General features: G+C 67.4%; 25 protein-coding genes. 15 read left to right on the plus strand and 10 right to left on the minus strand.

Annotation, left to right across the window (positions count from 1 at the left end):
• Positions 1 to 129 precede the first annotated feature (129 nt).
• The 6 genes from efp to SI859A1_RS04690 all read left to right on the plus strand — a co-directional run bounded on the left by efp (position 130) and on the right by SI859A1_RS04690 (position 5672).
• A complete protein-coding gene (gene efp, locus SI859A1_RS04665; protein ID WP_009208693.1) occupies positions 130 to 693 on the plus strand; it encodes an elongation factor P in 564 nt (187 codons plus the stop codon).
• 70 nt (positions 694 to 763) lie between these two features.
• Positions 764 to 1585, plus strand: coding sequence for an inositol monophosphatase family protein (locus SI859A1_RS04670; protein ID WP_009208694.1), 822 nt, complete (start codon positions 764 to 766; stop codon positions 1583 to 1585).
• A 173-nt stretch (positions 1586 to 1758) separates the two neighbouring features.
• The gene (locus SI859A1_RS04675; RefSeq protein WP_040325270.1) at positions 1759 to 2808 is read left to right on the plus strand and encodes a MotA/TolQ/ExbB proton channel family protein; all 1050 of its coding nucleotides are present in this window, start codon (positions 1759 to 1761) and stop codon (positions 2806 to 2808) included.
• 2 nt (positions 2809 to 2810) lie between these two features.
• Complete coding sequence (locus tag SI859A1_RS04680) at positions 2811 to 3839, plus strand: peptidoglycan -binding protein (RefSeq protein ID WP_009208696.1); 1029 nt, start codon at positions 2811 to 2813, stop codon at positions 3837 to 3839.
• 211 nt (positions 3840 to 4050) lie between these two features.
• Positions 4051 to 5265 carry a PQQ-dependent sugar dehydrogenase gene (locus tag SI859A1_RS04685; protein WP_420804762.1) on the plus strand — a complete coding sequence of 405 codons (1215 nt, stop codon included), beginning with the start codon at positions 4051 to 4053 and terminating at the stop codon, positions 5263 to 5265.
• Between the two features lie 71 nt (positions 5266 to 5336).
• Positions 5337 to 5672 carry a c-type cytochrome gene (locus SI859A1_RS04690; protein WP_040325272.1) on the plus strand — a complete coding sequence of 112 codons (336 nt, stop codon included), beginning with the start codon at positions 5337 to 5339 and terminating at the stop codon, positions 5670 to 5672.
• Between the two features lie 95 nt (positions 5673 to 5767).
• Here SI859A1_RS04690 and SI859A1_RS04695 read toward each other — a convergent pair whose 3' ends face one another.
• Positions 5768 to 7573, minus strand: coding sequence for an ABC transporter transmembrane domain-containing protein (locus SI859A1_RS04695; protein WP_040325273.1), 1806 nt, complete (start codon positions 7571 to 7573; stop codon positions 5768 to 5770).
• Between the two features lie 230 nt (positions 7574 to 7803).
• On the opposite strand from SI859A1_RS04695, the gene rpmE reads away from it, so the two are divergent.
• Positions 7804 to 8025 (plus strand): 50S ribosomal protein L31, encoded by a 222-nt coding sequence (gene rpmE, locus SI859A1_RS04700; RefSeq protein ID WP_024348891.1) that lies wholly within the window; start codon positions 7804 to 7806, stop codon positions 8023 to 8025.
• A gap of 127 nt (positions 8026 to 8152) precedes the next feature.
• On the opposite strand, the gene SI859A1_RS21825 is transcribed toward rpmE, so the two are convergent.
• The 7 genes from SI859A1_RS21825 to rcdA all read right to left on the minus strand — a co-directional run bounded on the left by SI859A1_RS21825 (position 8153) and on the right by rcdA (position 15007).
• On the minus strand, positions 8153 to 8320 hold the full coding sequence (locus tag SI859A1_RS21825) for a hypothetical protein (RefSeq protein WP_085931385.1): 168 nt from the start codon (positions 8318 to 8320) through the stop codon (positions 8153 to 8155).
• Between the two features lies 1 nt (position 8321).
• Positions 8322 to 9656, minus strand: coding sequence for an amidase (locus tag SI859A1_RS04705; protein WP_009208699.1), 1335 nt, complete (start codon positions 9654 to 9656; stop codon positions 8322 to 8324).
• Positions 9646 to 11064, minus strand: a complete 1419-nt coding sequence (locus SI859A1_RS04710) for a TRAP transporter large permease (protein ID WP_009208700.1) — start codon at positions 11062 to 11064, stop codon at positions 9646 to 9648. The genes SI859A1_RS04705 and SI859A1_RS04710 overlap by 11 nt, the downstream gene beginning before the upstream one ends.
• The gene (locus SI859A1_RS04715) at positions 11061 to 11645 is read right to left on the minus strand and encodes a TRAP transporter small permease subunit (RefSeq protein ID WP_009208701.1); all 585 of its coding nucleotides are present in this window, start codon (positions 11643 to 11645) and stop codon (positions 11061 to 11063) included. The genes SI859A1_RS04710 and SI859A1_RS04715 overlap by 4 nt, the downstream gene beginning before the upstream one ends.
• Positions 11646 to 11719: 74 nt before the next feature.
• On the minus strand, positions 11720 to 12880 hold the full coding sequence (locus SI859A1_RS04720) for a TRAP transporter substrate-binding protein (RefSeq protein ID WP_009208702.1): 1161 nt from the start codon (positions 12878 to 12880) through the stop codon (positions 11720 to 11722).
• A gap of 430 nt (positions 12881 to 13310) precedes the next feature.
• Positions 13311 to 14318 carry a zinc-dependent alcohol dehydrogenase family protein gene (locus SI859A1_RS04725; protein WP_009208704.1) on the minus strand — a complete coding sequence of 336 codons (1008 nt, stop codon included), beginning with the start codon at positions 14316 to 14318 and terminating at the stop codon, positions 13311 to 13313.
• 158 nt (positions 14319 to 14476) lie between these two features.
• Positions 14477 to 15007: a protease adaptor protein RcdA gene (rcdA, locus tag SI859A1_RS04730; RefSeq protein ID WP_024348885.1), complete on the minus strand. Its 531-nt coding sequence runs from the start codon at positions 15005 to 15007 to the stop codon at positions 14477 to 14479.
• 409 nt (positions 15008 to 15416) lie between these two features.
• Between rcdA and SI859A1_RS04735 the strand changes: the two genes are divergently transcribed.
• Together SI859A1_RS04735 and SI859A1_RS04740 are read left to right on the plus strand one after the other, a co-directional pair.
• A complete protein-coding gene (locus SI859A1_RS04735) occupies positions 15417 to 16424 on the plus strand; it encodes an NAD(P)H-quinone oxidoreductase (RefSeq protein WP_009208706.1) in 1008 nt (335 codons plus the stop codon).
• A gap of 160 nt (positions 16425 to 16584) precedes the next feature.
• Positions 16585 to 17286 (plus strand): DUF1013 domain-containing protein, encoded by a 702-nt coding sequence (locus tag SI859A1_RS04740; RefSeq protein ID WP_009208707.1) that lies wholly within the window; start codon positions 16585 to 16587, stop codon positions 17284 to 17286.
• 125 nt (positions 17287 to 17411) lie between these two features.
• Here SI859A1_RS04740 and SI859A1_RS04745 read toward each other — a convergent pair whose 3' ends face one another.
• Positions 17412 to 18203 (minus strand): SDR family NAD(P)-dependent oxidoreductase, encoded by a 792-nt coding sequence (locus SI859A1_RS04745; protein ID WP_040325275.1) that lies wholly within the window; start codon positions 18201 to 18203, stop codon positions 17412 to 17414.
• Positions 18204 to 18452: 249 nt separating this feature from the next.
• Between SI859A1_RS04745 and SI859A1_RS21585 the strand changes: the two genes are divergently transcribed.
• The 3 genes from SI859A1_RS21585 to SI859A1_RS04760 all read left to right on the plus strand — a co-directional run bounded on the left by SI859A1_RS21585 (position 18453) and on the right by SI859A1_RS04760 (position 22317).
• The gene (locus tag SI859A1_RS21585) at positions 18453 to 19673 is read left to right on the plus strand and encodes a hypothetical protein (RefSeq protein WP_040325277.1); all 1221 of its coding nucleotides are present in this window, start codon (positions 18453 to 18455) and stop codon (positions 19671 to 19673) included.
• A 132-nt stretch (positions 19674 to 19805) separates the two neighbouring features.
• Complete coding sequence (locus SI859A1_RS04755) at positions 19806 to 21113, plus strand: ATP-binding protein (protein WP_148233734.1); 1308 nt, start codon at positions 19806 to 19808, stop codon at positions 21111 to 21113.
• A gap of 151 nt (positions 21114 to 21264) precedes the next feature.
• Positions 21265 to 22317, plus strand: a complete 1053-nt coding sequence (locus SI859A1_RS04760) for a PstS family phosphate ABC transporter substrate-binding protein (protein ID WP_009208711.1) — start codon at positions 21265 to 21267, stop codon at positions 22315 to 22317.
• A 52-nt stretch (positions 22318 to 22369) separates the two neighbouring features.
• On the opposite strand, the gene SI859A1_RS22250 is transcribed toward SI859A1_RS04760, so the two are convergent.
• A complete protein-coding gene (locus SI859A1_RS22250) occupies positions 22370 to 22498 on the minus strand; it encodes a hypothetical protein (RefSeq protein WP_276324886.1) in 129 nt (42 codons plus the stop codon).
• Between the two features lie 2 nt (positions 22499 to 22500).
• Here SI859A1_RS22250 and pstC point away from each other — a divergent pair, with 2 nt between their 5' ends.
• The 3 genes from pstC to pstB are packed head-to-tail and all read left to right on the plus strand — an operon-like array spanning position 22501 to position 26140.
• Positions 22501 to 23991: a phosphate ABC transporter permease subunit PstC gene (gene pstC / locus SI859A1_RS04765; RefSeq protein ID WP_009208712.1), complete on the plus strand. Its 1491-nt coding sequence runs from the start codon at positions 22501 to 22503 to the stop codon at positions 23989 to 23991.
• The gene (pstA, locus tag SI859A1_RS04770; RefSeq protein ID WP_009208713.1) at positions 23988 to 25307 is read left to right on the plus strand and encodes a phosphate ABC transporter permease PstA; all 1320 of its coding nucleotides are present in this window, start codon (positions 23988 to 23990) and stop codon (positions 25305 to 25307) included. The genes pstC and pstA overlap by 4 nt, the downstream gene beginning before the upstream one ends.
• A 23-nt stretch (positions 25308 to 25330) precedes the next feature.
• Positions 25331 to 26140 (plus strand): phosphate ABC transporter ATP-binding protein PstB, encoded by an 810-nt coding sequence (gene pstB, locus SI859A1_RS04775; RefSeq protein ID WP_420804763.1) that lies wholly within the window; start codon positions 25331 to 25333, stop codon positions 26138 to 26140.
• Positions 26141 to 26154 lie beyond the last annotated feature (14 nt).

Consider the following 26154-nt stretch of genomic DNA (forward strand, 5'->3'; position numbering starts at 1 on the left):
GTCAGACGAAGGCATGGAGCCCGGCACCGGCCGGCCGCCCCCTTCCGGCGAGCGAGCCTGCCGATCAATAACGCTGCCGCTGCCGTGCGACCGGATCGTCGCCGACGCGAGAACCCTTCGAGAGCATCGATGAAGATCAACGGAAACGAAATTCGCCCCGGCAACGTCATCGAGCACAATGGCGGCCTGTGGGCGGCGGTGAAGACCGCCCATGTGAAGCCCGGCAAGGGCGGCGCCTTTGCCCAGGTCGAGCTGAAGAACCTGATCGACGGCACCAAGCTGAACGAGCGCTTCCGCGCCTCCGAGACCGTCGAGCGCGTCCGCCTGGAGCAGAAGGACTACCAGTTCCTCTATGCCGAGGGCGAGATGCTGGTGTTCATGGACACCGAGACCTACGAGCAGCTGGAGCTCCAGAAGGACTTCGTCGGCGAGCGCGCGGCCTTCCTGCAGGACGGCATGATGGTCACGGTGGAAAGCCACGAGGACAAGCCGATCGGCATCAAGCTGCCCGACCAGGTGGTGCTGGCGATCGTCGAGGCCGACCCGGTGGTCAAGGGCCAGACGGCGGCCTCGTCCTACAAGCCGGCGGTGATGGAGAACGGCATGCGCGTGATGGTGCCGCCGTTCATCGAGACCGGCGAGCGCATTCTCGTCGACACCAACGAGATCACCTATCTGCGCCGCGCCGACTGAGGCTGAGCCCGAGATTTCCTGACGGCGGCCGCCATCCGGGCGGCCCTCTCTTATTCGACGAAAGCAGACGATGGCCCGATCCGCGCTTCTCCATGTGATGACGCAGGCCGCCATGAAGGCCGGCCGTTCCCTGATCCGCGACTTCGGCGAGGTGCAGAACCTGCAGGTCTCGATGAAGGGACCGGCGGATTTCGTGTCCAATGCCGACCGCCGGGCCGAGGAGATCGTCCATCAGGAACTGTCGCGGGCGCGCCCGGACTGGGGCTTCCTGATGGAGGAGCGCGGCGTCGTCGAGGGCAGCGACCCGCAGCATCGCTGGATCGTCGATCCGCTGGACGGCACAACCAACTTCCTGCACGGCATTCCGCAGTTCGCCATCTCGATCGGCCTGGAGCGTGACGGCCAGATCGTCGCTGGCGTGGTGTTCAACCCGGCGATGGACGAGCTCTACACGGCGGAGAAGGGCGGCGGCGCCTTCGTCAACGACCGGCGCCTGCGGGTCGCGGCCCGCAAGTCGCTGCCCGAAGCGCTGTTCGGCACCGGCACACCGTTCCTCGGCCATGGCGACCATGCCGGCTATCTGTACGAGCTGCGCCAGATCATGGGCGAGACCTCGGGCGTACGCCGCATGGGCGCGGCCTCGCTGGACATGGCCTATGTGGCGGCAGGCCGGCTCGACGGCTTCTGGGAGCGCAAGCTGAAGCCCTGGGACGTGGCGGCCGGCGCGATCCTAGTGCGCGAGGCGGGCGGCTTCATCAGCGGCATGAACGGCGCCAAGTTCGACCACGAGATCGGCGACGTGGTCTGCGGCAACGAATTCATGCGCAAGGCGCTGAGCGACCAGATCGCCCTGGCCGAGCGCAAGCGCACGGCGGCCGCCCAGAACGGCTGAGACGACCGCGGCCGCATCGTCGGCCGGGGCAGACGGCAGGGGACGACTGGCGGGGCGACGTAACGGGCGTTTAAAAGAGCCGCATTATTCCTTACCTTGCCTTATGGTTCGAGCGAACGCGGGCAGCGGGGTCCGTGCCGTGGACCCGAACCGGCGGAGTTGATTGGAACGCGATGCAGGTCTTCAGATCGTCTACGGACAACACCGGGCGGCCGGATGATTTCGATCCGAACCGGCTGTCGAGCCCCATGGTCTTCCTGTGGTCGATGCTGGTGTTCCTGGCGCTGGCCTCCTTCGTGGCGGCAATCCTCGGCCGGCAGATCTCCACCGCCTTCGCCACCAATCCCGGGCTGAACGGCCTGATCATCGGCGTTCTGGCCGTCGGCATCCTCCTGGCCTTCCTGCAGGTGCTGCGGCTGTCGCGCGAGGTCCGCTGGGTCAACGCCTTCCGCGAGGGCTCCTCGGATTTCGACCGGCTGAAGGACCCGGTGCTCCTGGCGCCGATGCGCGGCCTGATCGGGCGCCGGCGTTCGATCTCGCTGTCGACCCATTCGATGCGCTCGATCCTCGATTCGATCGCCACGCGCCTCGACGAGACCCGCGACATCGCCCGCTACCTGATCGGGCTGCTGGTGTTTCTCGGCCTGCTCGGCACATTCTGGGGCCTGTTGCGCACCATCGGCTCGATCGGCGCGACCATCCAGGGCCTCGATCCGGCCGCCGGCGACACCGCCAGCGTTCTGGACGCGTTGAAGGCGGGTCTCGCCGCGCCGCTGTCGGGCATGGGCACGGCGTTTTCCTCGTCGCTGTTCGGCCTGTCCGGGTCGCTGGTGCTCGGCTTTCTCGACCTGCAGGTCGGGCGGGCGCAGAACCGGTTCTATACCGAGCTGGAAAACTGGCTGTCCTCGGTGACCGATGTCGGCTCCGACATGGTGCTGCCGCCGACAGGCGAGGGGGCGCACGTCGCCGCCGGCGGTTCGGAGCAGCTGCGGCAATTGTCCGAGCAGATCGACAAGATCGCCAAGGACCAGACCACCACGCCGCGCACCAGCGCCGCCATGGCCAATCTGGCCGAGAGCATCCAGGGCCTCGTCACCCACATGCGCAGCGAGCAGCAGATGCTGCGCGACTTCGTGGAGACCCAGGCCGGTGAGCAGCGCGAGTTGCGGCAGGTGCTGGACCGGCTCGCCGGCAGCCTCGACGACAAGCGCAAGGGACCCTAGCCATGGCGCTGTCGCGCAACCGCAGGAGCGATCGGTCGGTCGATTACTGGCCGGGCTTCGTCGATGCGCTGTCGACGCTGCTCCTGGCGATCATGTTCCTGCTGTCGGTGTTCGTGCTGGCGCAGTTCCTCTTGAGCCGCGAGATCACCGGCAAGGACGAGGTGCTCGACCGGCTGAACAGCCAGATCAACGAACTGACCCAGCTCCTGGCGCTGGAGCGCTCGACCACCCAGGACAACGAGGACCAGATCGCCAATCTGCGGGCGTCGCTCGCCGGCGTCGAGGAAGAGCGCTCGCGCCTGCAGGAAGCGCTGGAATCGGGCTCGGGCTCGGCCGCCGCCGCCTCGGCCCGGGTCGAGGGCCTGCAGACGGCGCTCAGCGAGGAGCAGGAGCTGTCGCAGCGGGCCCGCTCGCAGGTGGAGCTGCTCAACCAGCAGCTTGCGGCCCTGCGCCAGCAGATCGGCGCCCTGGAGCGGGCGCTGGAGGTGTCCGAGAGCCGCGACGCGGAAAGCCAGACCAAGATCGCCGATCTCGGCCGGCGCCTGAACGTCGCGCTGGCCCAAAGGGTGCAGGAGCTGTCGCGCTACCGCTCGGACTTCTTCGGCCGGCTGCGCGAGATCCTGTCGGATCGCGAGAACATCCGCATCGTCGGCGACCGCTTCGTGTTCCAGTCGGAAGTGCTGTTTCCCTCGGGCTCGGACGTCCTGCAGGAGGCCGGCACCGACGAGATGGCCAAGCTCGCCGAGGCGATCGTCGCGCTCAATCGCGAGATCCCCTCGGACATCAACTGGATCATCCGGGTCGACGGGCACACCGACAACGTGCCGATTTCCGGTGGCCGGTTCGAGGACAATTGGGAGCTGTCGACCGAGCGCGCCGGTGCGGTGGTCAAGTATCTGATCAGTCAGGGCGTGCCGCCCGAGCGGCTGGCGGCGACGGGCTTCGGCGAATACCAGCCGATCGACCCGGACAACACGCCGGAGGCCCGCGCCCGCAACCGCCGCATCGAGTTCAAGCTGACCGAACGCTGAGCCGGCGCGCCCGCGCGCACCGCCGAAGCTCGAGCGACCATGCGGTGCGCTGCCGGTGCCGGTGGGCGCTGCATGATTGACGTTGTCGCGAACACCATGCCAGCATCCTGCCCGAGGGGACGGGCACCCCCTCCACAACGATCGCGCCAAGCGCGGCAGGGGAGGAAACATGCACAGGATCCTGATGAGTACGGTCGCCGTGTTCGCACTCATGGCGGTATCGCCGGCGGCGGCGCAGTCCGACGACAACATGAAGAAGCTGCAGGGCATGCAGTCGACCGGCACCTCGATGGACTTCCAGACCATCGACCAGACCGGCGAATATGCCGACCAGCTGCGCAAGAACCTCGACGCCATCAAGCTGCCGGACGGCTTCGAGATCTCGCTCTTCGCGGTGGTCCCTGACGCCCGCCACATCGCCGTCGGGCCGCAGGGCGTCGCCACCTTCGTGGGCACCCGCAAGCAGACCGTCTGGGCGATCACCGACCGCGACCGCAACCGGGTCGCCGACGAGGTGAAGCAGTTCGCGCCGTCGATCGACTTTTCCATTCCCAACGGCGTCTGCTTCTCCGACGACGGCTTCCTGTTCATCGCCGAGCAGAACCGGGTGCTGGTGCTGCCGGCCGCCGAATTCTTCTACGAGAGCCCGGACGTGGCCGTCGGCGTGGTGGTCGACAAGGGCAAGCTGGTTCCCACCGCCGAGGAATCCTTCAACCACACCGCCCGCGTCTGCCGGATCGGGCCGGACAACAAGCTCTACATCTCGCTCGGCCAGCCCTACAACGTGCCGCCCGAGGAGAAGAGCGACCTCTACAAGCGCGAGGGCATCGGCGGCATCGTGCGCATGGAGCGCGACGGCAGCGGCCGCGAGGTCTTTGCCACCGGCGTGCGCAATTCGGTCGGCATGGACTTCAATCCGGAGAACGGCGACCTGTGGTTCACCGACAACCAGGTCGACGGCATGGGTGACGACATCCCGCCGGGCGAATTGAACCGGGCGACCGCGGCCGGGCAGAATTTCGGCTTCCCCTGGTATGGCGGCGGCAACGTGCGCACCAACGAGTACAAGAACGCCGAGGTGCCCGCCGATGTGGTGGCGCCGCAGGTCGAGATGGACGCCCATGCGGCCGATCTGGGCATGACCTTCTACGAGGGCGACAGCTTCCCGCGGAAATATCGCGGCGGCATCTTCTCGGCCCAGCACGGCTCCTGGAACCGCACCGATCCGGTCGGCGCGCGGGTGATGTTCACCTCACTCAACGAGGACGGCACGGCCAAGGACACGGAGGTGTTCGCCGAGGGCTGGCTGTCGGACAGCGGCGAGTATATCGGCCGTCCGGTGGACGTGGCCACGTTGAAGGACGGCTCGCTGCTGGTCTCCGATGATCTGGCGGGCGCGATCTACCGGATCGCCTACACCAAATAGGCGTCCTTGACGCCGACAGGGCCGCGCCGGGACACCGGGGCGGCCTGCCTTCCTCCAGACGGATAACCCTCATGACCACGTTTTTGCCGCGCGGCCTTGCCGCAGCGCTGCTCGTTCTCGCTACCCCCGCTGCCATGGCTGCCGATCTGGCGGCCGGCAAGGAGAAGGCCGCCATGTGCGCCACCTGCCACGGCCTCGACGGCGTGGCGACGGCGCCCGACGCGCCGAACATCGCCGGTGACAGCGCCTTCTACCTCGTCGAGCAGCTCAAGGCGTTCCGCTCCGGCGCCCGCCAGCACCAGCAGATGTCGATCATCGCGCAGGGGCTGGAAGACGACGACATCGCCGATCTGGCCGCCTGGTATGCGGCGATCGAGGTGACGGCGACCATGCCCGAGGTGGATTAGCCGGGACGCCAGCCCTGGCGGGCGCAAGGTCCGCCGGTCCGGGGCAAAGGCACGACGGATCGCGCGGCGCGCTGCGGGACGCCGCGTTCGCGCCGCTATTCGGCGGCGCCGAGCATCGCGTCGGTGCGGCCGGCCTCGAACTGCAGGCGGGCGAGGCGGGCATAGATGCCGCCTTTGGCGATCAGCGAGGCGTGGGTGCCTTCCTCGACGATCTGGCCGCCATCGAGGACGAGGATGCGGTCGGCCTTCAGCACCGTGGCGAGGCGATGGGCGATGACCAGCGTCGTGCGGCCCTCCATCAGCTTTTCCAGCGCCCGCTGGACTAGGATCTCGCTTTCGGCGTCGAGGGCAGAGGTCGCCTCGTCGAGGAGCAGGATCGGCGCGTCGCGCAGGATCGCCCGGGCGATCGCCACACGCTGGCGCTGGCCGCCCGACAGGGTGATGCCGCGCTCGCCGATGACCGTGTCGTAGCCGTCCTGCATGGCCTCGATGAAGCCTTCGGCCAGCGCCGAGCGGGCCGCCGAGACCACCTGCGGGCGCGACGCGTCCGGATCGCCGAAGCCGATGTTCTCGGCGGCGGTCGCGGCGAAGATGGTCACGTCCTGCGGCACCAGCGCGATGCGGCTGCGCAGTTGCTCCAGATCGGCCGTGCGCACGTCGACACCGTCGATCAGGACGCGGCCGGCATCGGGGTCGTAGAAGCGCTCGATCAGCGAGAAGATGGTCGACTTGCCGGCGCCGGACGGGCCGACGATGGCGACGGTTTCGCCATGCTTCACGGTGAAGGACAGATCGTGGACCGTCGAGACGTCGGGCCGCGTCGGATAGGCGAAGCTGACCCTGTCGAAGACGACCTCGCCGCGCGCCGGCCGCGGCAGGGCGACGGGATCTGTGGGCGAGCGGATGGCCGGTTCCTCGGCCAGGAGCTCGGACAGCCGCTCGGCGGCGCCGGCGGCCTGGGCGATCTCGCCCCAGACCTCCGAGAGCTGGCCCACAGCGCCCGCGGCGAAGACGGCGTAAAGCAGGAACTGGCCGAGCGTGCCGCCGCTCATCGTGCCCTCGGTGACCTGCTGGGCGCCGATCCACAGGACGGCGATGATCGAGGAGAAGATCAGGAAGATGGCGAAGGCGGTGAGGAAGGCGCGGGCGCTGACCGAGGCGCGGGCCGCCTGGAAGGCGCGGTCGACGGCGGCAGCGAAGCGGTTGCCGGTGGCGGTCTCGCTGGTGAAGGCCTGGACGGTGCGCACAGCGCCGATCGCCTCGGTGGCATAGGCAGTGGCGTCGGCCAGCGTGTCTTGGGCATAGCGCGAGCGCCGCCGCACGGAGCGGCCGAAGGCGACCAGCGGCACGATGATGACGGGAATCGCGGCGATGACGATCAGCGACAGGCCGGGGCTGGTGATGACCATCATGGCGACGGCGCCGATGAACAGGATGGCGTTGCGCAGGGCCAGCGACGCGGTGGCGCCGACGACGGACTTGATCTGGGTGGTGTCGGCGGTCAGGCGCGAGACGATCTCGCCGGTCAGCGCCTTGTCGTAGAAGCCCGGCGACAGGCGCGTGACCCGTGCGAAGACATCCTTGCGCAGATCCGCCACGACGCGTTCGCCCAGCGTGATGACGAAATAGTAGCGGCCGGCACTGGCGACCGCGAGGACGGCGGCCAGGACCACCAGCATGGCGAAATAGGTGTCGATGAAGGCGGTGCTGGGGGCGTCGAAGCCCTTGTCGATCACCCGGCGCACGGCGAGCGGCAGGGAAAGCGTGGTGAGGGCCGCCAGCGACAGGAAGAAGATCGCGCCGACGACCTTGGCCTTGTAGCGCTTCAGATAGGGAATCAGGCGGGCAAGGGGCTTCAGGTCGCGGCGCTTGCGTTCGGCTTCGCGCTCGCCGGCTGTCATCTGGCGCAAGCCCGCCTCCAGTCATTCTCGCAGTTCATGAACCCGCCGCGCACACCGCGACGGGGATGGCCGCCGGCTCTTGTGCCGACAGGTGCCCTCATGTATAGGCTCGTCCTCGAATTTGAAAGCGATCGCGCTTTCCAACTCCGCGACATCGAGACCTGCAGGCGGCCCTGTCCGCAGCTGTGTCGGTTTGGCGGGGATCCGGCCAGACCCAAGGATCGAAGGCGATGAAAGACAAAATCCACCCGGACTACCACACGATCACCGTCGTGATGACCAATGGCACCGAGTATCAGACCCGGTCGACCTGGGGTTCTGACGGCGACAAGATGAATCTCGACATCGATCCGACCAGCCATCCGGCCTGGACTGGCGGCAACCAGCAGCTGCTGGACCGTGGTGGTCGCGTGTCGCGCTTCAAGAAGCGGTACGAAGGCCTCGGCATGTAAGACGCCGACACGGCGTCGACATGAAAAAAGCCCGGCCATCGTGCCGGGCTTTTTGCTGTCTGGGGCTAGGCAAGCACCGGGCCGGCTGGGCCGCGCGATCGCCGGCCGCTGGCGCGCGCGGCGCGCGTCAGGGCCTGGGCGTCGGATCGTGGAAGAACAAATCGTAGCCGGCCAGCAGCACGGTCGCCAGGAGTACCAGGCCGAGATCGGGCGTCGGCACGTGGGTGATGAGAATCAGCAGGAAGGCGCAGAGGATGGCGTAGGCCACCAGCGACAGCTTGCGTTCCAGAGTCATGTCAGGCGCTCCCGTTGGTCAGTTGCGTTTCCAGCCAGTGCGCGGTGCGCAGAAGCCGGCCGTCCTCGCCGCGCCGGCCGACGAGCTGGACGCCGATGGGCTGGCCATCGGGGGTCTCCAGCAGCGGCAGCGTCACGCAGGGCACCCCGAGGAAGGTCCACAGGGCATTGAACACGTTCTCGCCTTCCGGCGCCACGCCGGGGCGGGCGGGCCCGATGGCGGCGGGAGTGAGGATGGCGTCGCAGCGCGACAGCACCGCCTCCAGCCCCGCATAGAGCACGGCGCGCCAGTCGAGGGCGGCGAGGTAGTCGCGGGCGAGGATGGCGTCGCCCTGCTCCAGCAGGGCCGTCAGCTCGGCCGAGACGGCGCCGGGATAGCGCTGGCGCGTGCCGAAGAGGTTCTTGGCGGCTTCGGCCAGCCGGACCCGTTCGGCATGGATCAGCCCGTCGGCGAAGATCTCCGGCAGATCGGCGTCGAAACAGCGCTCGCCGAGTTCGGCCGCGACCTCGCCGATGCCTTCCTGCGTGAGCGGATCGGCGCGGTCCCACCAGGGTGTGCGCACGATCGCCAGCGTCGGCACGACGGGCGGCGTCATGCCGGCCTGGGCGAGGAGCTGCGGATGCGGCGTCGCCTCGGTCGAGGGATCGGCCAGATCGTTGCCGAACAGGCATTCGGCCAGAAGCGCGACGCCCGAGATGCTGCGGGCGCAGACGCCCGGGACGTCGAGGCTGGGGGCCACGTCGCGGACGCCGCGGCGCGGGATCGCGCCGAAGGTCGGCGTGTAGGCGGTGACGCCGCTGGCCGAGGCGGAGCGGATCAGCGCGCCGTCGCCGGACATGCCGACGCCGAGCGACGCGGCGCCGCGGGCGACCGCCGTGACGCAGCCGTCGATGGCGGTGGCCGGCGCATCGGTGTCCGTCGAAGTGATGGCGGGCCCGATGCCGAGTTCGCGCACCGCCGTCTTGCCGGCGATCAGCGCGCCGGCCGAGCGCAGCCGCTCGACGATGGCGGAATCGGCTTCGGGTACGCGACCGGCAAAGGGGGCGAAGCCGGCGATGGCCGGCATGCGCGCCGCGTCGATCATGTCGTCGACGGCGACCGGCAGGCCGTGCAGCGCGCCGATGGAGCGCAGGCGGCCCCGCTGGGTGTCGAGATGGACGCCCTGACGGCGGGCGAAATCGGCGTCGAACCAGGCGAAGGCGGCGGCCGCCGCCGGATCGCTCTCGACGCGGGCGGCGGCGGCGTCGGCGACCTCCGCCGAGCGTGCGGCTCCCCCTGCCAGCCGCTCGCGCAGGACGAGCGGCGGCAGGTCGGTCAGCGAACTCCTAGCGGCCATAGAAGACTTCCGGGAGGTAGTAGACCGACTGCGGGATGACATAGACGACCGCCATGGCCAGGAACACCATCAGCAGGAAGGGCAGGACCCCCTTGAAGATGTCGGTGAGCTTCACGTCCGGTGGCGCGATGCCCTTCAGGTAATAGGCCGACATGGCCATGGGCGGCGTCAGGAACGAGGTCTGCAGGTTCAAGGCGACGAGGATGCCGAAGAACAGCGGGTCGATGCCGAACATTTCCAGCAGCGGCAGGAAGATCGGCACGAAGATGATGATGATCTCCGACCATTCCAGCGGCCAGCCGAGCAGGAAGATGATCAGCTGGGCGAGCAGCAGGAACTGCAGCGGCGTCAGGTCGAGGCCGCGGACGAACTCGGAGATCACCTGCTCGCCGCCGAGATAGGAGAACACCGAGGAGAAGATGTAGGAGCCGACGAAGAGCCAGCAGACCATCGCCGTGGTGCGGACCGTCAGATAGACGGATTCGCGCAGCCGCTGGAAGGTGAGGGCCCGGTAGCCGATGGCCAGCAGGATGCCGCCGAGGGCACCGATGGCCGCCGCCTCGGTCGGGGTGGCGAGGCCGAACAGGATCGAGCCGAGGACGGCGAGGATCAGGAAGGCCAGCGGCAGGAACGACGTCAGGATCATGAAGGTCAGCCGCATGAACGGCACGTCCGGCACCTCGTCCCTGGTCGGGCGCGGGGCGGCGCTCGGCTGCAGGATGGAACGGCCGACGATGTACGCCAGGTAGAGGCCGACGAGGATCAGCCCCGGCAGCAGCGCGCCGGCATACAGCCGCACGATGGAGACGCCGGAGGCCGCCGCATAGACGATCAGCATGATCGAGGGCGGGATCAGGATGCCGAGCGTGCCGCCGGCGCAGATGATGCCCGAGGCGAAGGACTTGTCGTAGCGCGCATTCAGCATCGCCGGCAGGGCGAGCAGGCCCATCAGCGTGACGACGGCGCCGACGATGCCGGTGGCGGTGGCGAAGAGGGCGCAGGTGATCAACGCCGCGACGCCCATCGAGCCGGGCATGTTCTTCGACGCGATGTTGAGGGTCGAGAACAGGCGGTCGACGATGTTGGCGCGTTCGACGATGTAGCCCATGAACAGGAACAGCGGGACGGCCGTCAGCACCTCGTTCGCCATCACCGTATAGGTCTGGTTGATGAACAGGTCGAAGACCGTGTTGCTGAAGAACCCGTCTATCCAGAGGCTGAAGCTGTCCCAGCTGGAGGCCAGTTCGTCGAGCCGGTTGTAGCTGCGCCACATGCGATTGGGGTCGAAATAGGCGTAGTAGCCGAAGCCGATACCCATCGCCATGAGGGTGAAAGCGATGGGGAAGCCGAGGAAGACGAGGAAGATAAACAGCCCCAGCATCAACAGGGCGAGTTGCGGGTCACTCATGGATGGGCATCTCTCTCGGCCGCGGTCGCCTTGTTGAGGATCGTGTCCTCGGTTTCCTGGACGTCTTCCTCGGGCCGGATCCATTCACCACCGCGGATGCACTGGATGCAGCGCATCATCTCGGCAATGCCCTGGATGAAGAGGAGGATGCCGGCGGCGACGATGACGGTCTTGAACTGGTAGATCGGAATGCCGGCCGGGCTGTTGACGCTGACCTCGCCGTAACGCCAGGAGCGCGCGGCGTATTTCCAGCCGGCCAGGATCAGCGCCGTGACGCCGGGAAAGAAGAAGAAGACGTAGAGCACCAGGTCGACCATGGCCTGGGTGCGGGGCTTCCACATCCGGTAGAGGAAGTCGCCGCGGACATGGCCGCTGCGCGACAGCGTATAGGCGCCGCCCATCATGAAGAGCGTGCCGTACATGATGAAGGAGACGTCGAGGGCCCAGGCGGTAGGCGATCCGAGGACGTATCGCACGAAGACCTCGTAGCTCGTCCCGAACGTCATGAGAATGATCAGCCAGGCGAAAGCCTTGCCGAAAGCTGCCGACAGGGCGTCGGCAAAACGAATGAATGCGATCATGGACTCCCGATCCTCGTACAGAAATGTCCGGCGGTATCAGCCGCCGGACATTCCGTTCTTCGACGCAGCCGGCGTCAGCTCGGCAGCTTGCCCGGGAAGAAGAAGTTGTAGGCCAGACGGTAATCCGGCGAGTTGAGCAGCTCGTAATAGGAGACGCGCTCGACCCATTCGCGCTGGCTGTCGAGGATCTTCTTGAAGAAGGTGTCTTCCTCGAGCCCGACGATCAGCTCCTTCCAGGCCTCCAGCTGGGCTTCCAGGATCTCCGGCGGGGTCTGGCGGACCGTCACCCCGTCGACGTCCTGCAGTTCCTGCAGGTCCTTGGAATATTCGTTGAGGGCGAGCGCGGTGTTGGCCGTGGAGGCTGCCTCGACGCTGTATTCCATGATCGCCCGCAGGTCGTCGTCGAGATCCTCCATGAAGTCCTTGTTGAACAGGAACTCGAAGGCCTCGCTCGCCTGGTGGTAGGAGCCGAGATAGTAGTTCTTGGCCACGTCCTGCGCACCGAAGCGACGGTCGGAGGAGGGGTTGTTGAACTCGAAGGCGTCGATGACGCCGCGCTCCATCGCCGGGACGATTTCACCGCCCGGAAGCTGGGCGACGCTCATGCCCATGGACTGCATCAGATCGGCGGCCAGACCTACGGTGCGGTACTTGAAGCCGTTGATGTCGGCGACCGAGTTGACCGGCTCCTTGAACCAGCCGAAGGGCTGTGCCGGCATCGGGAAGCCCATCATGCCGATGACGTTCAGGCCCATGACGTCCTGGGTCAGCTCCTTGTAGAGCTCGCTGCCGCCGCCCTGGTAGAACCACGACAGCATGGTGGTCGGATTGCCGCCGAAGACCGGGCCGGTGCCGAACAGCGAGGCGGCCTTGTTCTTGCCGTACCAGTAGGCCGACACCGAATGGGCGGCATCGATGACGCCGTCATTGACCGCGTCCATCACCTGGAAGGCGGCGACGACGGCGCCGGCCGGCAAGAGATCGATCTTGAGGCGGCCGCCAGACATGGTCTCGACGCGCTCGACATATTGCCGGGCGAAATCCATCCAGATGTCCGAGGCCGGCCAGGACGTCTGCATCTTCACGACCAGCGGCGACTGGGCCAGCACGGCCGGTGCAGCGAGAGTGCCGGCAGCCGCTCCCGCAGCAACGACGCCACCCCTCAGGAACTTGCGGCGAGAAACGCCGTCATTCGACTTGGACAGGCTCTCAACGTTGTTATTGCGGCGCAGCATTATCTACTCCTCCCTTATGAATTCACTCGGAATGACCTGTTGCCTCCCAGCGCGTGCAAGATTGCCGATTAAAAACTCCACGTCAATCAAGGCAGAAGCCAGTCGTCTTGAGCAGCCACTCATGTGAGGAAGGCAGCGCGCCGGGCGGGGCCGGCCAATCGCGGGCCAGCCACAGGGTGCAACGGCGCTGCAGCAGGTGGAACAGCCGCCAGCCGATGGTTTGCAGGGGGTTGCGTGCGATTTACGTTTACGGAAGAGGCAGGTTCGGATGCGCCAGGGCGGGGTCCGCTGGGACCTGCGCGCAGCGATGCGGGGCCGCGATCACGATGGCGGGAAACGCTGCGTCGGCCGCGCCGGGTCGCAAGATGAGACCAAAGTCTAACGTGCCGGGCGGTGCAAAACCGCGCCGCCCGGCTGTGCCGATCGGTGCCTAGAATTCCAGGCAGATCTTGCCGAAATGCGCGCCCGATTCCTCGTGGCGGAAGGCGTCGGCGATGTCCTCCAGCGCGAAGCTGCGGTCGATGACCGGCTTCATGCCGATGGCGTCGATGGCGCGGACCAAGTCCATCTGGTGCCGCCGGCTGCCGACGATGAGCCCCTGCAGGCGCTGGTGTTTCGCCATCAGGGCGGCGGTCGGCACCTCGCCGGCGCGACCGGTGAGGACGCCGATGAGGGCGATGTGGCCGCCGATCCGACAGGCGGTGATCGACTGCGGCAATGTGCCCGGACCGCCGACCTCGATGACGTGGTCGACGCCGCGGCCCTCGGTGAGGTCGAGGACGGTCTTTCCCCAAGTTTCGTCGCGCTTGTAGTTGATGGTGTGGTCAGCGCCCATCTCGCGCAGCCGTTCCAGCTTCTCGTCAGAGGAGGAGGTGGCGATGACGCGGGCGCCCATCAGCCGCGCGAATTGCAGCGCGAAGATCGAGACGCCACCGGTGCCCAGAACCAGCACGGTGTCGCCGGCCTTGATGCCGCCATCGACGACGAGAGCGCGCCAGGCGGTGAGGCCGGCGGTGGTCAGGGTGGCGGCTTCGGCGTGGCTGAAACCCTTCGGGGCATGGGTGAACCAGGTGGCGGGACGCACGACCTCCTCGCGGGCATAGCCGTCGACGCCGTCGCCGGGCGTGGTCTTGAAGTCGGCCACCGGCGGTTCGCCGTCGAGCCACAACGGGAAGAAGGTCGAGACGACATGGTCGCCAACGGTAAACTCGCTGACGCCGTCGCCGACGGCCTCCACGGTGCCGGCGCCGTCGGACATCGGGATCCGGCCGTCCTCGGTCGGCATGCGGCCGCTGACGACGCCGTAATCGTGGAAATTGAGGGAACTGGCGCGGATGCGGACGCGGATTTCACCGGGGCCGGGCGCGCCCGGTGCGTCGCGCTCGACGAGTTGCAACTGGTCGAGGCCGCCGGGCTTGCTGAGCTGGATTACGCGCATCGCGTTGTCTCCTGGGTTCGCTGGAAGGGGTGGGGAGCGAACGCAAGGAGGCGAGGGCGGTTGCGGCTTGGCGGCGAACACACCGTCGCCTGCGTCGCTCGAGAGCGGGCCGTGGACCCGCAGATGAGGCGATCGGCGTTCGCCGACCGCGGTGGCGATCAGCCGTGGAAGGCGGTCTTCAGAAGGTCGATCTGTTCGCCGACGGGGTTGCGCGCGGCGTGCTCCGGCTCGGCAGCGTTCTCGCCGTAGATCTCGCGATCCAGCATGGCGATGCGGCGTTCCAGCATGAGGGCGCGTTCGACGAGATCGCGGAAGGCTTCCGGCAGTTCGCCGTAATTCGGCGAATCCTTGGCGCTGCCGAGACCTTCCAGACGGACCTTGACCTTCTCGGCCTCGACCTGGGCGCGCGACATGTCGCCCTGATTGGCGGCGCGCTGGAGCAGCAGCCAGGAGGCGACCTGCATCAGCCGGGTGGTCAGGCGCATGGATTCGGCGGCGTAGAGCGTGGTGCCGTGCTTGGACAGCGCCTTCGCCTCGACCCGGCCGGCGCCGTCGAGATAGATCGCCGTCTCGTCGACCAGGGCCATGCCCTGATTGAACAGCGGCTGGAAGGAGCGCGAGAAGGCCAGATGCTCGGCGAGCCGGATCGTGCGGTCGCCGTCCGATGTGCCGTTTGATTGGATCGTCATCGGGCCGAATTCACTCCCCATCGCGGACACCTTTTCGCACTGCCAGAATCGGTCGGACCGCGAACAGGGCGCGATCGTCGAACGAGAACAGGGTGCGTCCGTTACCAAGGCTTTGCAAGCGAGGGCGCCGGATAAGGTTAATTGCTGTTAAGCAAGCGCGGCAGGGGCGGGACGGTTCCGCCGGTCCGTCAAAAAAAGGGGCCGCGTGAGCGGCCCTTCAGGAGTTTTCAACAGGGAGGCGTCAAACGGGGCGGAAACCGCTCCGTCTATCCATCAATCCGGCGTTCCTTCAATCTGGACTGATCTCAGTTAAACCCCGGAAACCTTACTCAGGGCTTAACGGTGGTTCGCTTTCGTAGGAATTTCTCTACGTTTCGAGGCGACGGCCAACACGGAGATCACGCAGACCATGACGATACCCCAGGACATGCAGGCGGCCCTTCTCGACGGATTCGGCGGCCCCGAGGTGCTGAAGCCCGGCACGCGGCCGGTGCCGAAGCCGGCCGCCGGCGAGGTGCTGGTGGCGGTGGCCGCGGCCGGGGTGAACCGCCCGGACGTGATGCAGCGCCAGGGGATGTATCCGGCGCCGGCCGACGCGCCGGACTGGCCGGGCCTGGAGATCGCCGGCACCGTCGCGGCACTGGGCGAAGGCGCCAGCCGCTTTGCCGTGGGTGACCGGGTGATGGCGCTGGTGCCGGGCGGCGGCTATGCCGAATACGCCACCGTGGCCGAGGTGAACGCGATCCCGGTGCCGACATCGCTGTCGATGATCGAGGCGGCCGGCGTGCCGGAGACCTATTTCACCGTCTGGCACAACGTCTTCCAGCGGGCCAGGCTGACGGCGGGCGAGAGCTTCCTCGTCCATGGCGGCACGTCGGGCATCGGCACGACGGCGATCCAGCTGGCGAAGCATTTCGGGGCGCGGGTGTTCGCCACGGCGGGCAGCGACGACAAGTGCCGCGCGGCCGAATCCCTCGGCGCCGAGGCCTGCATCAACTACCGCACGCAGGATTTCGTCGAGGGGCTGCGCGAGAAGACCGATGGCAAGGGCGTCGACGTGATCCTCGACATGGTCGGCGGCGAGTACACGCCGCGCAATCTGCAGCTGGCTGCCGAGGACGGGCGGATCGTGCAGATCGCCTTCCTGAAGGGGCCGAAGACGCAGATCGACCTGACGCCGCTGATGCGCAAGCGGCTGACCTTCACCGGCTCGACCCTGCGCAACCGGCCGGTCAGCTTCAAGGCGGTGATCGCCTCCGAACTCACCGAGCAGGTGGTGCCGCTCCTGGAAGCGGGGACGGTGAAGCCGCTGATCGACGAGGTCTATCCGCTGGAAAAGGCCGCCGATGCGCATCGCCACATGGACGAGGATCACATCGGCAAGATCATCCTGACGACGCGCCATCTGGAGAGCTGAGCGCGTCGCGGCGGCCCCTGCCGGGCCGCCGCGACGGGAAATCCGGCGATTTCCTTGCACCAATATGGCTAACGGCCTATAAGGGCGCCCGAATTCCCGTACATGTGGTGAGTATCCACGGCCGGCCCTTTCCGGGGCAGGCACTTAGGAGGATTGTATCGTGGCACAGCAATTATTGATGCCAAAAGCGACCGCCGTCTGGCTGGTCGACAACACTTCGCTGTCCTTCGAACAGATCGCGGATTTCTGCACGCTGCACCATCTCGAGGTGAAGGCGATCGCCGACGGCGAATCGGCCCAGGGCATCAAGGGTCTCGACCCGATCATGACCGGCCAGCTGTCGCGCGAGGAGATCGAGGCGGCGGAGAAGGATCCGAACCGCAAGCTGAAGCTCGCCGCGCCGAAGGTGCGGGTGCCCGAGGCCAAGCGCAAGGCGCCGCGCTACACGCCGGTGTCGAAGCGCCAGGACCGCCCGAACGCGATTCTATGGCTGGTGCGCAACCATCCGGAGCTGAAGGATTCGCAGATCTCGAACCTGGTCGGCACGACCAAGAACACGATCCAGCAGATCCGCGACCGCAGCCACTGGAACTCGGCCAATCTGCAGCCGATGGACCCGGTGACGCTGGGCCTGTGCACGCAGATCAATCTCGACCTGGAAGTCGAGAAGGCCTCGCGCGGTATCATCCGCCCCGAGGAGATCGCCGAGGAAGAGCGCCTGCTGTCGGCCTCGCAGACCCAGAACTGGGACCGCTCGCGCGAAGACCGCGAGGAGGGCGAGCTCGACGCGGCGGCAGTGTTCGCCAAGCTCTCCTCGATGCAGAGCACGGACACCGACGAAGACGACGGCAGCCAGAACTGAGATCGCCCGCGGCCGCACAGGCTTCGGGACATGTCAAAGCGGCGCCGGAGTGATCCGGCGCCGCTTTCGTTTGTGGGAATGTTTCGGGAGGCGGGACGGCGGCCGGGCGGCCTGCCGCCCTGCGCTCAGTCGGGCTCGGGCGGCGCGACGGTGTAGTTGAGGCCGAGGCGGCCGCCATCGGCATAGAGCGTCTGGCCGGTGACGTAGCTGGCCTCGGCGGAGGCGAGGAAGGCGGCCAGCGCGGCGATCTCCGACGGCTCGCCGATGCGGCCCATCGGGGTGCGCGACAGGATGCGCGCCGTGGCGTCCTTGTCGGCGACGACCGAGCGCAGCATGTCGGTCATGATCGAGCCCGGTCCGATGGCGTTGACGCGGATGCCGTAGGGCGCCAGCGACTGGGCCATCACCTTGGTGAGCTGGTTCATGCCGCCCTTGGAGACCGAATAGCCGACCTGGTCGGGCAGAGCGAAGACGGCGTTGACCGACGACATGTTGACGATCGATCCCGCCTCGCCGCCATCCTTGACCTTCTGCACCAGATGCCGCGCCACAGCCTGGCCGCACAGGAAGGCGCCCTTCAGATTGACGTTCAGCACCCTGTCGAAGGCTTCCTCTTCCAGATCGAGGAAGTCGGCCTTGTGAACGATGCCGGCATTGTTGACCAGGATGTCCACGTCGCCGAAATCGTCGAGGGCGGTGGCGACGAGATTGTGGACATGCAGCCGGTCGGCGACGTTGCAGACCACCGAGCGGATCTCGCCCAGTTCCTTCAGTTCGGCCGCGGCAGCGAGGCCGGCCCGCTCGTCGACATCGGCGATGATCACCCGGGCGCCGTCCTGCAGGAAGCGGCGGGCGATGGCCTGGCCGATCCCCTTGGCGCCACCGGTGACGATCGCGACCTTGCCTTCGAGTGACATGGCGCTTCTCCTTTGACATCTCAGCCGCGCCGAACGCGGCAACGCGCTCTCCATACCAGAATGGGCGGGCAAGGGCAGGGGCGCCGGCCCGGTTCGCCGGTCGCCGCGTCAGCCTCGGTCCAGACGGCGATGCTTATGCTGCCGGCAGGCACGGGATTGAACGCCGCAGGGGCGCCGATTAGTGTCGCCCTGTCTCTTCCCATCGCGCGCAAGGCGCCGAGGGGCTCTTTGCAAGTGGAGTGACCGTCCTTGGCCAGCGCGATCGAACAGAGCGTCAGACGCGCGCTGCAGAAGGGGAATGCCGCCGATCCGGATTTTCGCCTCGTGGTCTACGAAGCGGCCGAACGCGCCATTCTCCGCGTGCAGTCGGCGCAGCACAGCGACGAGGCGGAAGCCGATCGCAAGCGCCAGGCGCTGATCAGCGCGATCGAGGCGATCGAGGCGGAATATCCGGCGCCGGGCGGCTATGGGGACGATGCGGTGTCCGGGGACGGCGACGCGACGGCATCGGCCGAGCCGGAGGTCGCCGCGCCCGCGACGCCACCGCGCCCGGCGGAAACACCGGACGCGATGCCGACCCCCGACGACGAGACGCAGGCGGGCGAAACGCCGTACACCGCCGCGCCGGTGGCTGGTGCGACGCGCACCGCCGAGGCGGCGCCCACGTCACCGACGCCCGCCGCAAAGGCGACTTTCGCAAAGACGCCGGCCGCCAAGGTGCCCCCGGCCAAGGTCGATGCGAAGGCCGCCAAGCCCGGCGCCGCGACATCGACCAAGCCGGTACGCGACCGCTGGTCGCCCGACCACAAGCCGAAGCGCGGCCGTCCGTTCAGCGAGGCCAGCAACAAGCTGATCGGCGCGGTCATCGTCGTCCTGTTGCTGCTGCTGATCGCCGCGGCGGCCTGGGTCGTGCTGCCGCTGTTCTCCACCACGCCGGCGCCGGTCGCCAGCGAGGATGGGCCGACCATCGCCGAGACGATCCAGTCGGCCGGCGAGGACCCGGCGCTGACCGGCGGTCCGTCACCGGACAACTGGATCGACGTCTTCGCCGGCACCGACCTGGAGAAGATCGCGGCCGAGGGCGGCGCGCGCGCCAGCGCGGTGGCGGGATCGGGCGGCCGGATGGCCGTGCAGATCGCCGCGCCGGCCGATGGCGACGGGTCGGAGGTCAGCCTGGTCATCGGCGCCGGGATCGTCGAGCAGATCGCCGGCAGCCGGGCCCGCGGCGAACTGGCCGTCGGATCGCCCGACGACCAGGGGCGCGAGTTCAGCGTGAGCTGCCTGTTCGCCGGCGAAACGGTCTGCGGACGCCAACGCTTCCAGGTGAGCGCCGCGGAGGAGACCTTCGTCTTCGACATGGCGGTGCCGGAAGGCGCCATGGGCGCCGCGCAGCTGGTCATCGATCCGCAGATCGGCGCCGGGGCGGGCGACCTGAACGTCTACGGGTTCCGTGTCCAGGCCATCGACTAGCGCCGCCGCCGCGCGCTCGCGAACCGCGCCGGGCGCCAACCGGCGTCATCGATCTTGGACAATTCTGCGCTAGGAAGGACGGATGTCGCATTCGTCCCGCCGCTATCCGATTCCAGCCCGCAGGGTGCCCGCTTGAGCCCGCTTGAACCCGGCGAGCCGGAGACCGCATCCACCGGCCCCTCTGGCGTGCGGGCCCGGTCCGTGGCGCTGGCGGCGCTGATCGGGCTCGGCGGGCTGGGCTGGTTCGTGCCGCAGGCCGCACCCGGATGTGTGGCGGTTTTCCTATTTCTCATGGCGGTGCTCTACGTGCCGCAGCGGGTCGATCGGCGCGGACGAGCGGTGACGGCCAGCGAACGCGCCGACACGACCTGGCCGGGCCGCGGCGTCAAGGCGGTGGTCGAGGCGTTGCAGCAGCCGGCCTTCATCATCGACCGCCAGATGCTGCTGCGCTACCGCAATCCCGCCTCGCTGATCGGTTTCGGCAACATGGCGCTGGGCGACGCGCTGTCGCTGCGCTTCCGCTCGCCGGAATTCCTGGCGACGGTCGAGGCGGTGCTGCGCGACAACCAGCCGGGCAGGGTGACGATCGAGGAGCGGCGCCCGGTCGAGCGGGTCTGGCAGATCGAGATCCTGCCGATTCCGCCCTATCAGGGCGAGCGGCCGCATTTCTTCCTGATAAGGTTCAGCGACCGGACCGCCGAGCTGCGCATCGAACGGATGCGCACCGATTTCGTCGCCAATGCCAGCCACGAATTGCGCACGCCGCTGGCCTCGCTGTCGGGTTTCATCGAGACGCTGCTGGGGCCGGCCAAGGACGACCCGGCGGCGCGCGAGAAATTCCTCGGCATCATGCGCGAGCAGGCGACCCGCATGTCGCGGCTGATCGACGACCTCCTGTCGCTGTCGCGGATCGAGATGAAGCGGCATGTGCCGATCTCGACCCGTGTCGATCTGGGGGCGATCCTGCGCAAGGTGGAGAGCCAGCTGGCGCCGCTGGCCGCGCAGCTGGATGTCGAACTGTCGCTGGACGTGCCGGACGAGCCGGTGGCGATCCCCGGCGACGAGGACGAGCTGATGCAGGTGTTTTCCAATCTGGTCGAGAACGCCTGCAAATACGGCGAGACCGGCAAGCGCGTGGAGATCAGCCTGACGCGGACGGTCGAGGCGGGCGAGAGCTTCGTCGACGCGGCGGTGCGCGATTTCGGTCCCGGCATTCCGGCCGAGCACGTGCCGCGGCTGACCGAACGCTTCTACCGCGTCGATCCGGGCCGCTCGCGCGCCAAGCGGGGCACCGGCCTCGGCCTGTCGATCACCCGCAACATCCTCCTGCGCCATCGCGGGCGACTCCTGGTCGAGTCGACCATCGGAAAAGGCTCGGTGTTCACGGCCCGGCTGCCGTTGCCGCAGGTCGAATCCGGCGATCCCAGAGAAGAGGTATAGAAAACAGCGGCTTGCGCTGTCATAAAGGTGCAATCCGACTGTCATATAGACTTCTTCCAGCGCCGCTAGACGTGTCGGCGAGCAGCAGCTGCCAGACAGGGTGGCCCAACAGCGCTCGGTTCGAAACGAAACTCCTTGAGGAGACGCACCCGTGAACAAGAAGCTCATTGCCAGCCTCGCGCTCGGTACCGCCCTGGCACTGACCGGTCAGGCCGCCGCGCAGTCGAACGAACAGGTCCAGGTCGCCGGTTCCTCCACGGTTCTTCCCTACGCCCAGATCGTCGCCGAGAATTTCGGCGAGGTCTTCCCCGATTTCCCGACTCCGATCGTCGAGTCCGGCGGTTCCTCGGCCGGCCTGAAGCAGTTCTGCCAGGGCGTCGGCCCCGACACCATCGACGTCGCCAACGCCTCGCGGGCGATCCGCCCGAGCGAACTCAAGGCCTGTGCCGACGCCGGCGTGACCGACGTGCAGGAAGTCCGGTTCGGCTATGACGGCATCGTCTTCGCCTCGGACGCCGCCGGCCCGGACTTCGCCCTGACCCCGGAAATGGTCTTCAAGGCGATGGCCGCCAAGATCGTTCAGGACGGCAAGGTCGTCGACAACCCGTACGGCAACTGGTCGGAGATCGACGCGTCGCTGCCGGACCAGAAGATCACCGCCTTCATCCCGGCGTCGAACCACGGCACCCGTGAAGTCTTCGAGGAGAAGGTCCTGGCGGCCGGCTGCGAAGCCTCCGGCGCCATCGAGGCCTTCACCGCGTCCGGCATGGACGAGGATGCGGCCGAGGACCAGTGCCTCCAGATCCGCAACGACAACACCGTCTCCGAGATCTCGGGCGACTACACCGAGACCCTGTCGCGCATCGACGCCGACAAGCAGGCCATCGGCGTGTTCGGTCTCGCCTTCTACGAGCAGAACCAGGACAAGCTGAAGGTCGCCACGATCAACGACATCGTGCCGTCCGCCGACGCCATCGCCTCGGGCGAGTACCCAGTCTCCCGGCCGCTCTACTTCTACGTCAAGAAGGCTCACATCGGCGTCGTACCGGGCCTCAGCGAGTATGTGCAGTTCTTCCTGTCCGACCAGATGACCGGCCCGGACAGCCCGCTGGTCGAGTACGGCCTGGTTCCGGCGCCGGAGGCCGAGCGCGAGGAGCAGCGCTCGACGTTCGAAGCCGGCGACACGATGAGCGTCGAAGGCTGATACCGCCGACCCGTGCGCCGCGGCGCATGACAGCATCGAAGCCGCCGGTCCTCTACGGCACCGGCGGCTTCATCCGGTCCGAGACGGCCACCGACGAGACCGCCCGGTTCGCGCCGCGCTTCGCAGCCTTCACCTCGACGCCGACCTCATCGGCGGCGCAGCCGTCACTGGCGGGAGACATGCATGCCGACCTCCACCCTCGTCCTGATCCTGCTGCTGATCGGCGCAGCCGCCTTCTATCTCGGATACCGGCGGTCGAAGTCGCTGGCCGCCGAGGCGGGACGCAAGCTCCATTCGCGTCCGGTCTATCACGGCTCCTACGCCCTTTCCTGGACGCTGGTGCCGTCGCTGTTCGTCCTCGCCGCCTGGCTGCTCGCCGCGCCCGTCCTCATCGCGACGGAGATCCGCAGCGAGTTTCCCGAGGGCGTGCTGGCCGAGACGGGACTGACCGAGGATCTGGCCTACGGCATGGTCGAATCCATCGGCGCCGGCCTGCGTCTTCTGCCCGATGACGAGCGCGCGACGATTTCGGCAAGCTCGCAGATCGCGACGCTGAAGCCGCTTCTGGAAGCGCGCGGCATGCCGGTCGCCTCGTCGAGCGCCGACTTCATGATCCCGCTGGCGATCCAGCGCAATCGCCTGGAGGCGATCAGCCATACGGCGATGACGGTCGTCGTGCTGGTGCTGGCGCTGGCTGGCGCCGCCTGGGCCTACCGTTCGATCGCGGTGCGCCTGCGGGCCCGTAACGGGGTCGAGGCGGTGGTCCGCAACGGCCTGATCGTCTGCTCCTCCATCGCCATCCTGACCACCGCCGGCATCGTCTTCTCGATGCTGTTCGAGACGATCGACTTCTTCTCGCGGGTGTCGCCGGCGAATTTCTTCTTCGGCACGGTCTGGGAGCCGCGCTTCGCGGCGGCCGGGTCCGGCGGGGCGGAAGGCCAGTTCGGCCTGATCCCGCTTCTGGCCGGCACGCTCTACATCGCCGGCGTGGCGATGGCGGTGGCGGTGCCGGTCGGCCTCTATGCCGCGATCTACATGGCCGAATACGCCACCCGCACGACGCGCTCGGTGGTCAAGCCGCTGCTGGAGGTGCTGGCCGGCATCCCGACCATCGTCTACGGCTTCTTCGCCCTGGTGACGGTCGGCCCGTTCCTGCGCGACCTGTCCGGCCAGCTGGCGGGGCTGGTGACCGGCGAGTATACGAGCTTCATCCAGGCCCAGAGCGTGCTGACCGCCGGGCTGGTGATGGGCATCATGCTGATCCCCTTCGTCTCCTCGCTGTCGGACGACATCATCACCTCGGTGCCGCGCAGCCTGCGCGACGGCTCGCTCGGCCTCGGCGCGACCCGCTCTGAGACGATCAAGCGGGTGATCATGCCCGCCGCGTTGCCGGGCATCGTCTCGGCGCTGCTCCTGACCGCCTCGCGGGCCATCGGCGAGACGATGATCGTGGTGCTGGCGGCGGGCGTTGCCGCCAATCTCACCCTCGATCCGTTCGAGGCGATGACCACCGTCACCGTCAAGATCGTCAACCAGCTGACCGGCGATCTGGAATTCACCTCGCCGCAGACGCTGGTCGCCTTCGCGCTGGGCATGACGCTGTTCGTCATCACCCTGTGCCTCAACATCTTCGCCCTCTACATCGTCCGCAAGTACCGGGAGCAGTACGAATGACCGACGCGACAGCCAACGGCGTGCGCGACGGCACCGCCGCGCCCGGACGCCGCGACATCGGCATCAAGCGCCGCTACCGTGCCGAACGCCGCTTCAAGATCTACGGCATCGTGGCCATCGCCATCGGCCTGTTCTTCCTGGTGGCGCTGCTGTGGAGCGTCGTGTCGAAGGGCTACACCGCCTTCTGGCAGACCGAGATCCAGGTGCCCGTGACCTTCTCCGAGGAGGTGATCGGCAGCCGTCAGGACGCGCTCGACAATCCGACCAAGCTGATGATGGCCAATTATCCGACGCTGGCCCGCGACGGGCTGGTGCAGATGCTCGGCGTCGACGCCGAGGACCGGGCCGCGGTCAAGGAGGTCGGCAAGCTGATCTCCTCGGGCGTCCGGGTGCAGCTGCGCGACATGGTGCTGAACGATCCGTCGATCATCGGCACGACGCAGGACATCTGGCTCTATGCCGGCTCGGAACTCGATAGCGCGCTGAAGGGCCAGTACGATCTCACCGTGGCGGAGGGACGCCGTCCGATCAGCGACCGGCAGCTCGGCTGGATCGACCGGCTGCAGGAAAGCGGCGCCATTGAGAAGCGCTTCAACTGGGGCCTGTTCACCTTCGGCGCGTCGAGCCGGGCCGAGACGGCCGGCGTTGGCGTGGCAATCGTCGGCTCGCTCTACATGATGGGCATCGTGCTCGTCCTGGCACTGCCGATCGGCGTGGCGGCGTCGATCTATCTGGAGGAGTTCGCGCCGAAGAACCGCTTCACCGACCTGATCGAGGTGAATATCAACAATCTGGCGGCGGTGCCCTCGATCGTGTTCGGCCTTCTGGGCCTGGCGGTGTTCATCAACTGGTTCGGCCTGCCGCGTTCGGCGGCGCTGGTCGGCGGCCTGGTGCTGACGCTGATGACCCTGCCGACGATCATCATCGCGACGCGCGCGGCGCTGAAGGCGGTGCCGCCGTCGATCCGCTCGGCGGCGCTGGGGCTCGGCGCTTCGAAGATGCAGATGGTGTTCCAGCACGTCCTGCCGCTGGCCATGCCGGGCATCCTGACGGGCACGATCATCGGGCTGGCCCAGGCGCTGGGGGAGACGGCGCCGCTGCTGCTGATCGGCATGGTCGCCTTCGTGGCGGATTATCCGTCCTCGCCGATGGACGCGTCCACGGCGCTGCCGGTGCAGATCTTCATGTGGGCCAACGAGGCCGAGCGCGCCTTCGTCGAGCGGACGTCGGGGGCAATCATGATCCTCCTGGCGTTCCTGGCGGTCATGAACATCACGGCGATCCTTCTGCGACGCCGCTTTGAGAGGCGCTGGTAGACATGCGACAGGAGACCTCCATGATGGAAAATATCCAGGTGACGTTAGCGAAAGGGCCTGTCGTGCAACCCAGACGTCCGATCAAGATGCGATCCGAGAAGGTGACCGTCCATTACGGGACCAAGCAGGCGCTCTATGACATCGATCTCGATGTCGAGGAGAACCAGGTCACGGCGCTCATCGGGCCGTCGGGCTGTGGCAAGTCGACCTTCCTGCGCTGCCTGAACCGGATGAACGACACGATCGACATCGCCAAGGTCGGCGGCAAGATCACGCTGGACGGCGAGGACGTCTACGATCCGGCGATCGACGTGGTCGAACTGCGGGCACGGGTCGGCATGGTCTTCCAGAAGCCCAACCCGTTTCCCAAGTCGATCTTCGACAATGTCGCCTATGGCCCGAAGATCCACGGGCTCGCCTCGACCAAGGCCGAGCTCGAGGAGATCGTCGTCACCAGCCTGCGCAAGGCCGGCCTCTACGAAGAGGTCAAGGACCGGCTCGCCGAGCCGGGCACCGGCCTGTCGGGCGGCCAGCAGCAGCGCCTGTGCATCGCCCGCGCCATCGCGGTGTCGCCCGAGGTGATCCTGATGGACGAGCCCTGTTCGGCGCTCGATCCGATCGCGACCGCCAAGGTCGAGGAACTGATCGACGAGCTGAAGCAGAACTACACCATCGTCATCGTCACCCATTCGATGCAGCAGGCGGCGCGCGTCTCGCAGCGCACGGCGATGTTCCATCTCGGCTATCTGGTCGAGGTCGGCCCCACGGAGAAGATGTTCTCCAACCCGGACGACAAGCGCACCCAGGACTACATCACCGGCCGCTTCGGCTGAACGAAGGCAAGGAA

This window comes from Aurantimonas manganoxydans SI85-9A1 (assembly GCF_000153465.1).
In the GTDB taxonomy this organism is placed as follows: domain Bacteria; phylum Pseudomonadota; class Alphaproteobacteria; order Rhizobiales; family Rhizobiaceae; genus Aurantimonas; species Aurantimonas manganoxydans.

What these genes read in the sequence shown, in the direction of transcription:
- SI859A1_RS04745 (WP_040325275.1), bottom strand. Translation starts at nt 18,203, where the DNA reads ATGTCACTCGAAGGCAAGGTCGCGATCGTCACCGGTGGCGCCAAGGGG.
- efp (WP_009208693.1), top strand. Translation starts at nt 130, where the DNA reads ATGAAGATCAACGGAAACGAAATTCGCCCCGGCAACGTCATCGAGCAC.
- SI859A1_RS04710 (WP_009208700.1), bottom strand. Translation starts at nt 11,064, where the DNA reads ATGAGTGACCCGCAACTCGCCCTGTTGATGCTGGGGCTGTTTATCTTC.
- SI859A1_RS21825 (WP_085931385.1), bottom strand. Translation starts at nt 8,320, where the DNA reads ATGACTCTGGAACGCAAGCTGTCGCTGGTGGCCTACGCCATCCTCTGC.
- SI859A1_RS22250 (WP_276324886.1), bottom strand. Translation starts at nt 22,498, where the DNA reads ATGTCTCCCGCCAGTGACGGCTGCGCCGCCGATGAGGTCGGCGTCGAG.
- rcdA (WP_024348885.1), bottom strand. Translation starts at nt 15,007, where the DNA reads ATGACGATCCAATCAAACGGCACATCGGACGGCGACCGCACGATCCGG.
- SI859A1_RS04705 (WP_009208699.1), bottom strand. Translation starts at nt 9,656, where the DNA reads ATGGCCGCTAGGAGTTCGCTGACCGACCTGCCGCCGCTCGTCCTGCGC.
- pstA (WP_009208713.1), top strand. Translation starts at nt 23,988, where the DNA reads ATGACCGACGCGACAGCCAACGGCGTGCGCGACGGCACCGCCGCGCCC.
- SI859A1_RS04670 (WP_009208694.1), top strand. Translation starts at nt 764, where the DNA reads ATGGCCCGATCCGCGCTTCTCCATGTGATGACGCAGGCCGCCATGAAG.
- SI859A1_RS04685 (WP_420804762.1), top strand. Translation starts at nt 4,051, where the DNA reads ATGGCGGTATCGCCGGCGGCGGCGCAGTCCGACGACAACATGAAGAAG.
- SI859A1_RS04695 (WP_040325273.1), bottom strand. Translation starts at nt 7,573, where the DNA reads ATGACAGCCGGCGAGCGCGAAGCCGAACGCAAGCGCCGCGACCTGAAG.
- SI859A1_RS04725 (WP_009208704.1), bottom strand. Translation starts at nt 14,318, where the DNA reads ATGCGCGTAATCCAGCTCAGCAAGCCCGGCGGCCTCGACCAGTTGCAA.
- SI859A1_RS04675 (WP_040325270.1), top strand. Translation starts at nt 1,759, where the DNA reads ATGCAGGTCTTCAGATCGTCTACGGACAACACCGGGCGGCCGGATGAT.
- pstC (WP_009208712.1), top strand. Translation starts at nt 22,501, where the DNA reads ATGCCGACCTCCACCCTCGTCCTGATCCTGCTGCTGATCGGCGCAGCC.
- SI859A1_RS04715 (WP_009208701.1), bottom strand. Translation starts at nt 11,645, where the DNA reads ATGATCGCATTCATTCGTTTTGCCGACGCCCTGTCGGCAGCTTTCGGC.
- SI859A1_RS04690 (WP_040325272.1), top strand. Translation starts at nt 5,337, where the DNA reads ATGACCACGTTTTTGCCGCGCGGCCTTGCCGCAGCGCTGCTCGTTCTC.
- SI859A1_RS04735 (WP_009208706.1), top strand. Translation starts at nt 15,417, where the DNA reads ATGACGATACCCCAGGACATGCAGGCGGCCCTTCTCGACGGATTCGGC.
- SI859A1_RS04720 (WP_009208702.1), bottom strand. Translation starts at nt 12,880, where the DNA reads ATGCTGCGCCGCAATAACAACGTTGAGAGCCTGTCCAAGTCGAATGAC.
- SI859A1_RS04680 (WP_009208696.1), top strand. Translation starts at nt 2,811, where the DNA reads ATGGCGCTGTCGCGCAACCGCAGGAGCGATCGGTCGGTCGATTACTGG.
- rpmE (WP_024348891.1), top strand. Translation starts at nt 7,804, where the DNA reads ATGAAAGACAAAATCCACCCGGACTACCACACGATCACCGTCGTGATG.
- pstB (WP_420804763.1), top strand. Translation starts at nt 25,331, where the DNA reads ATGGAAAATATCCAGGTGACGTTAGCGAAAGGGCCTGTCGTGCAACCC.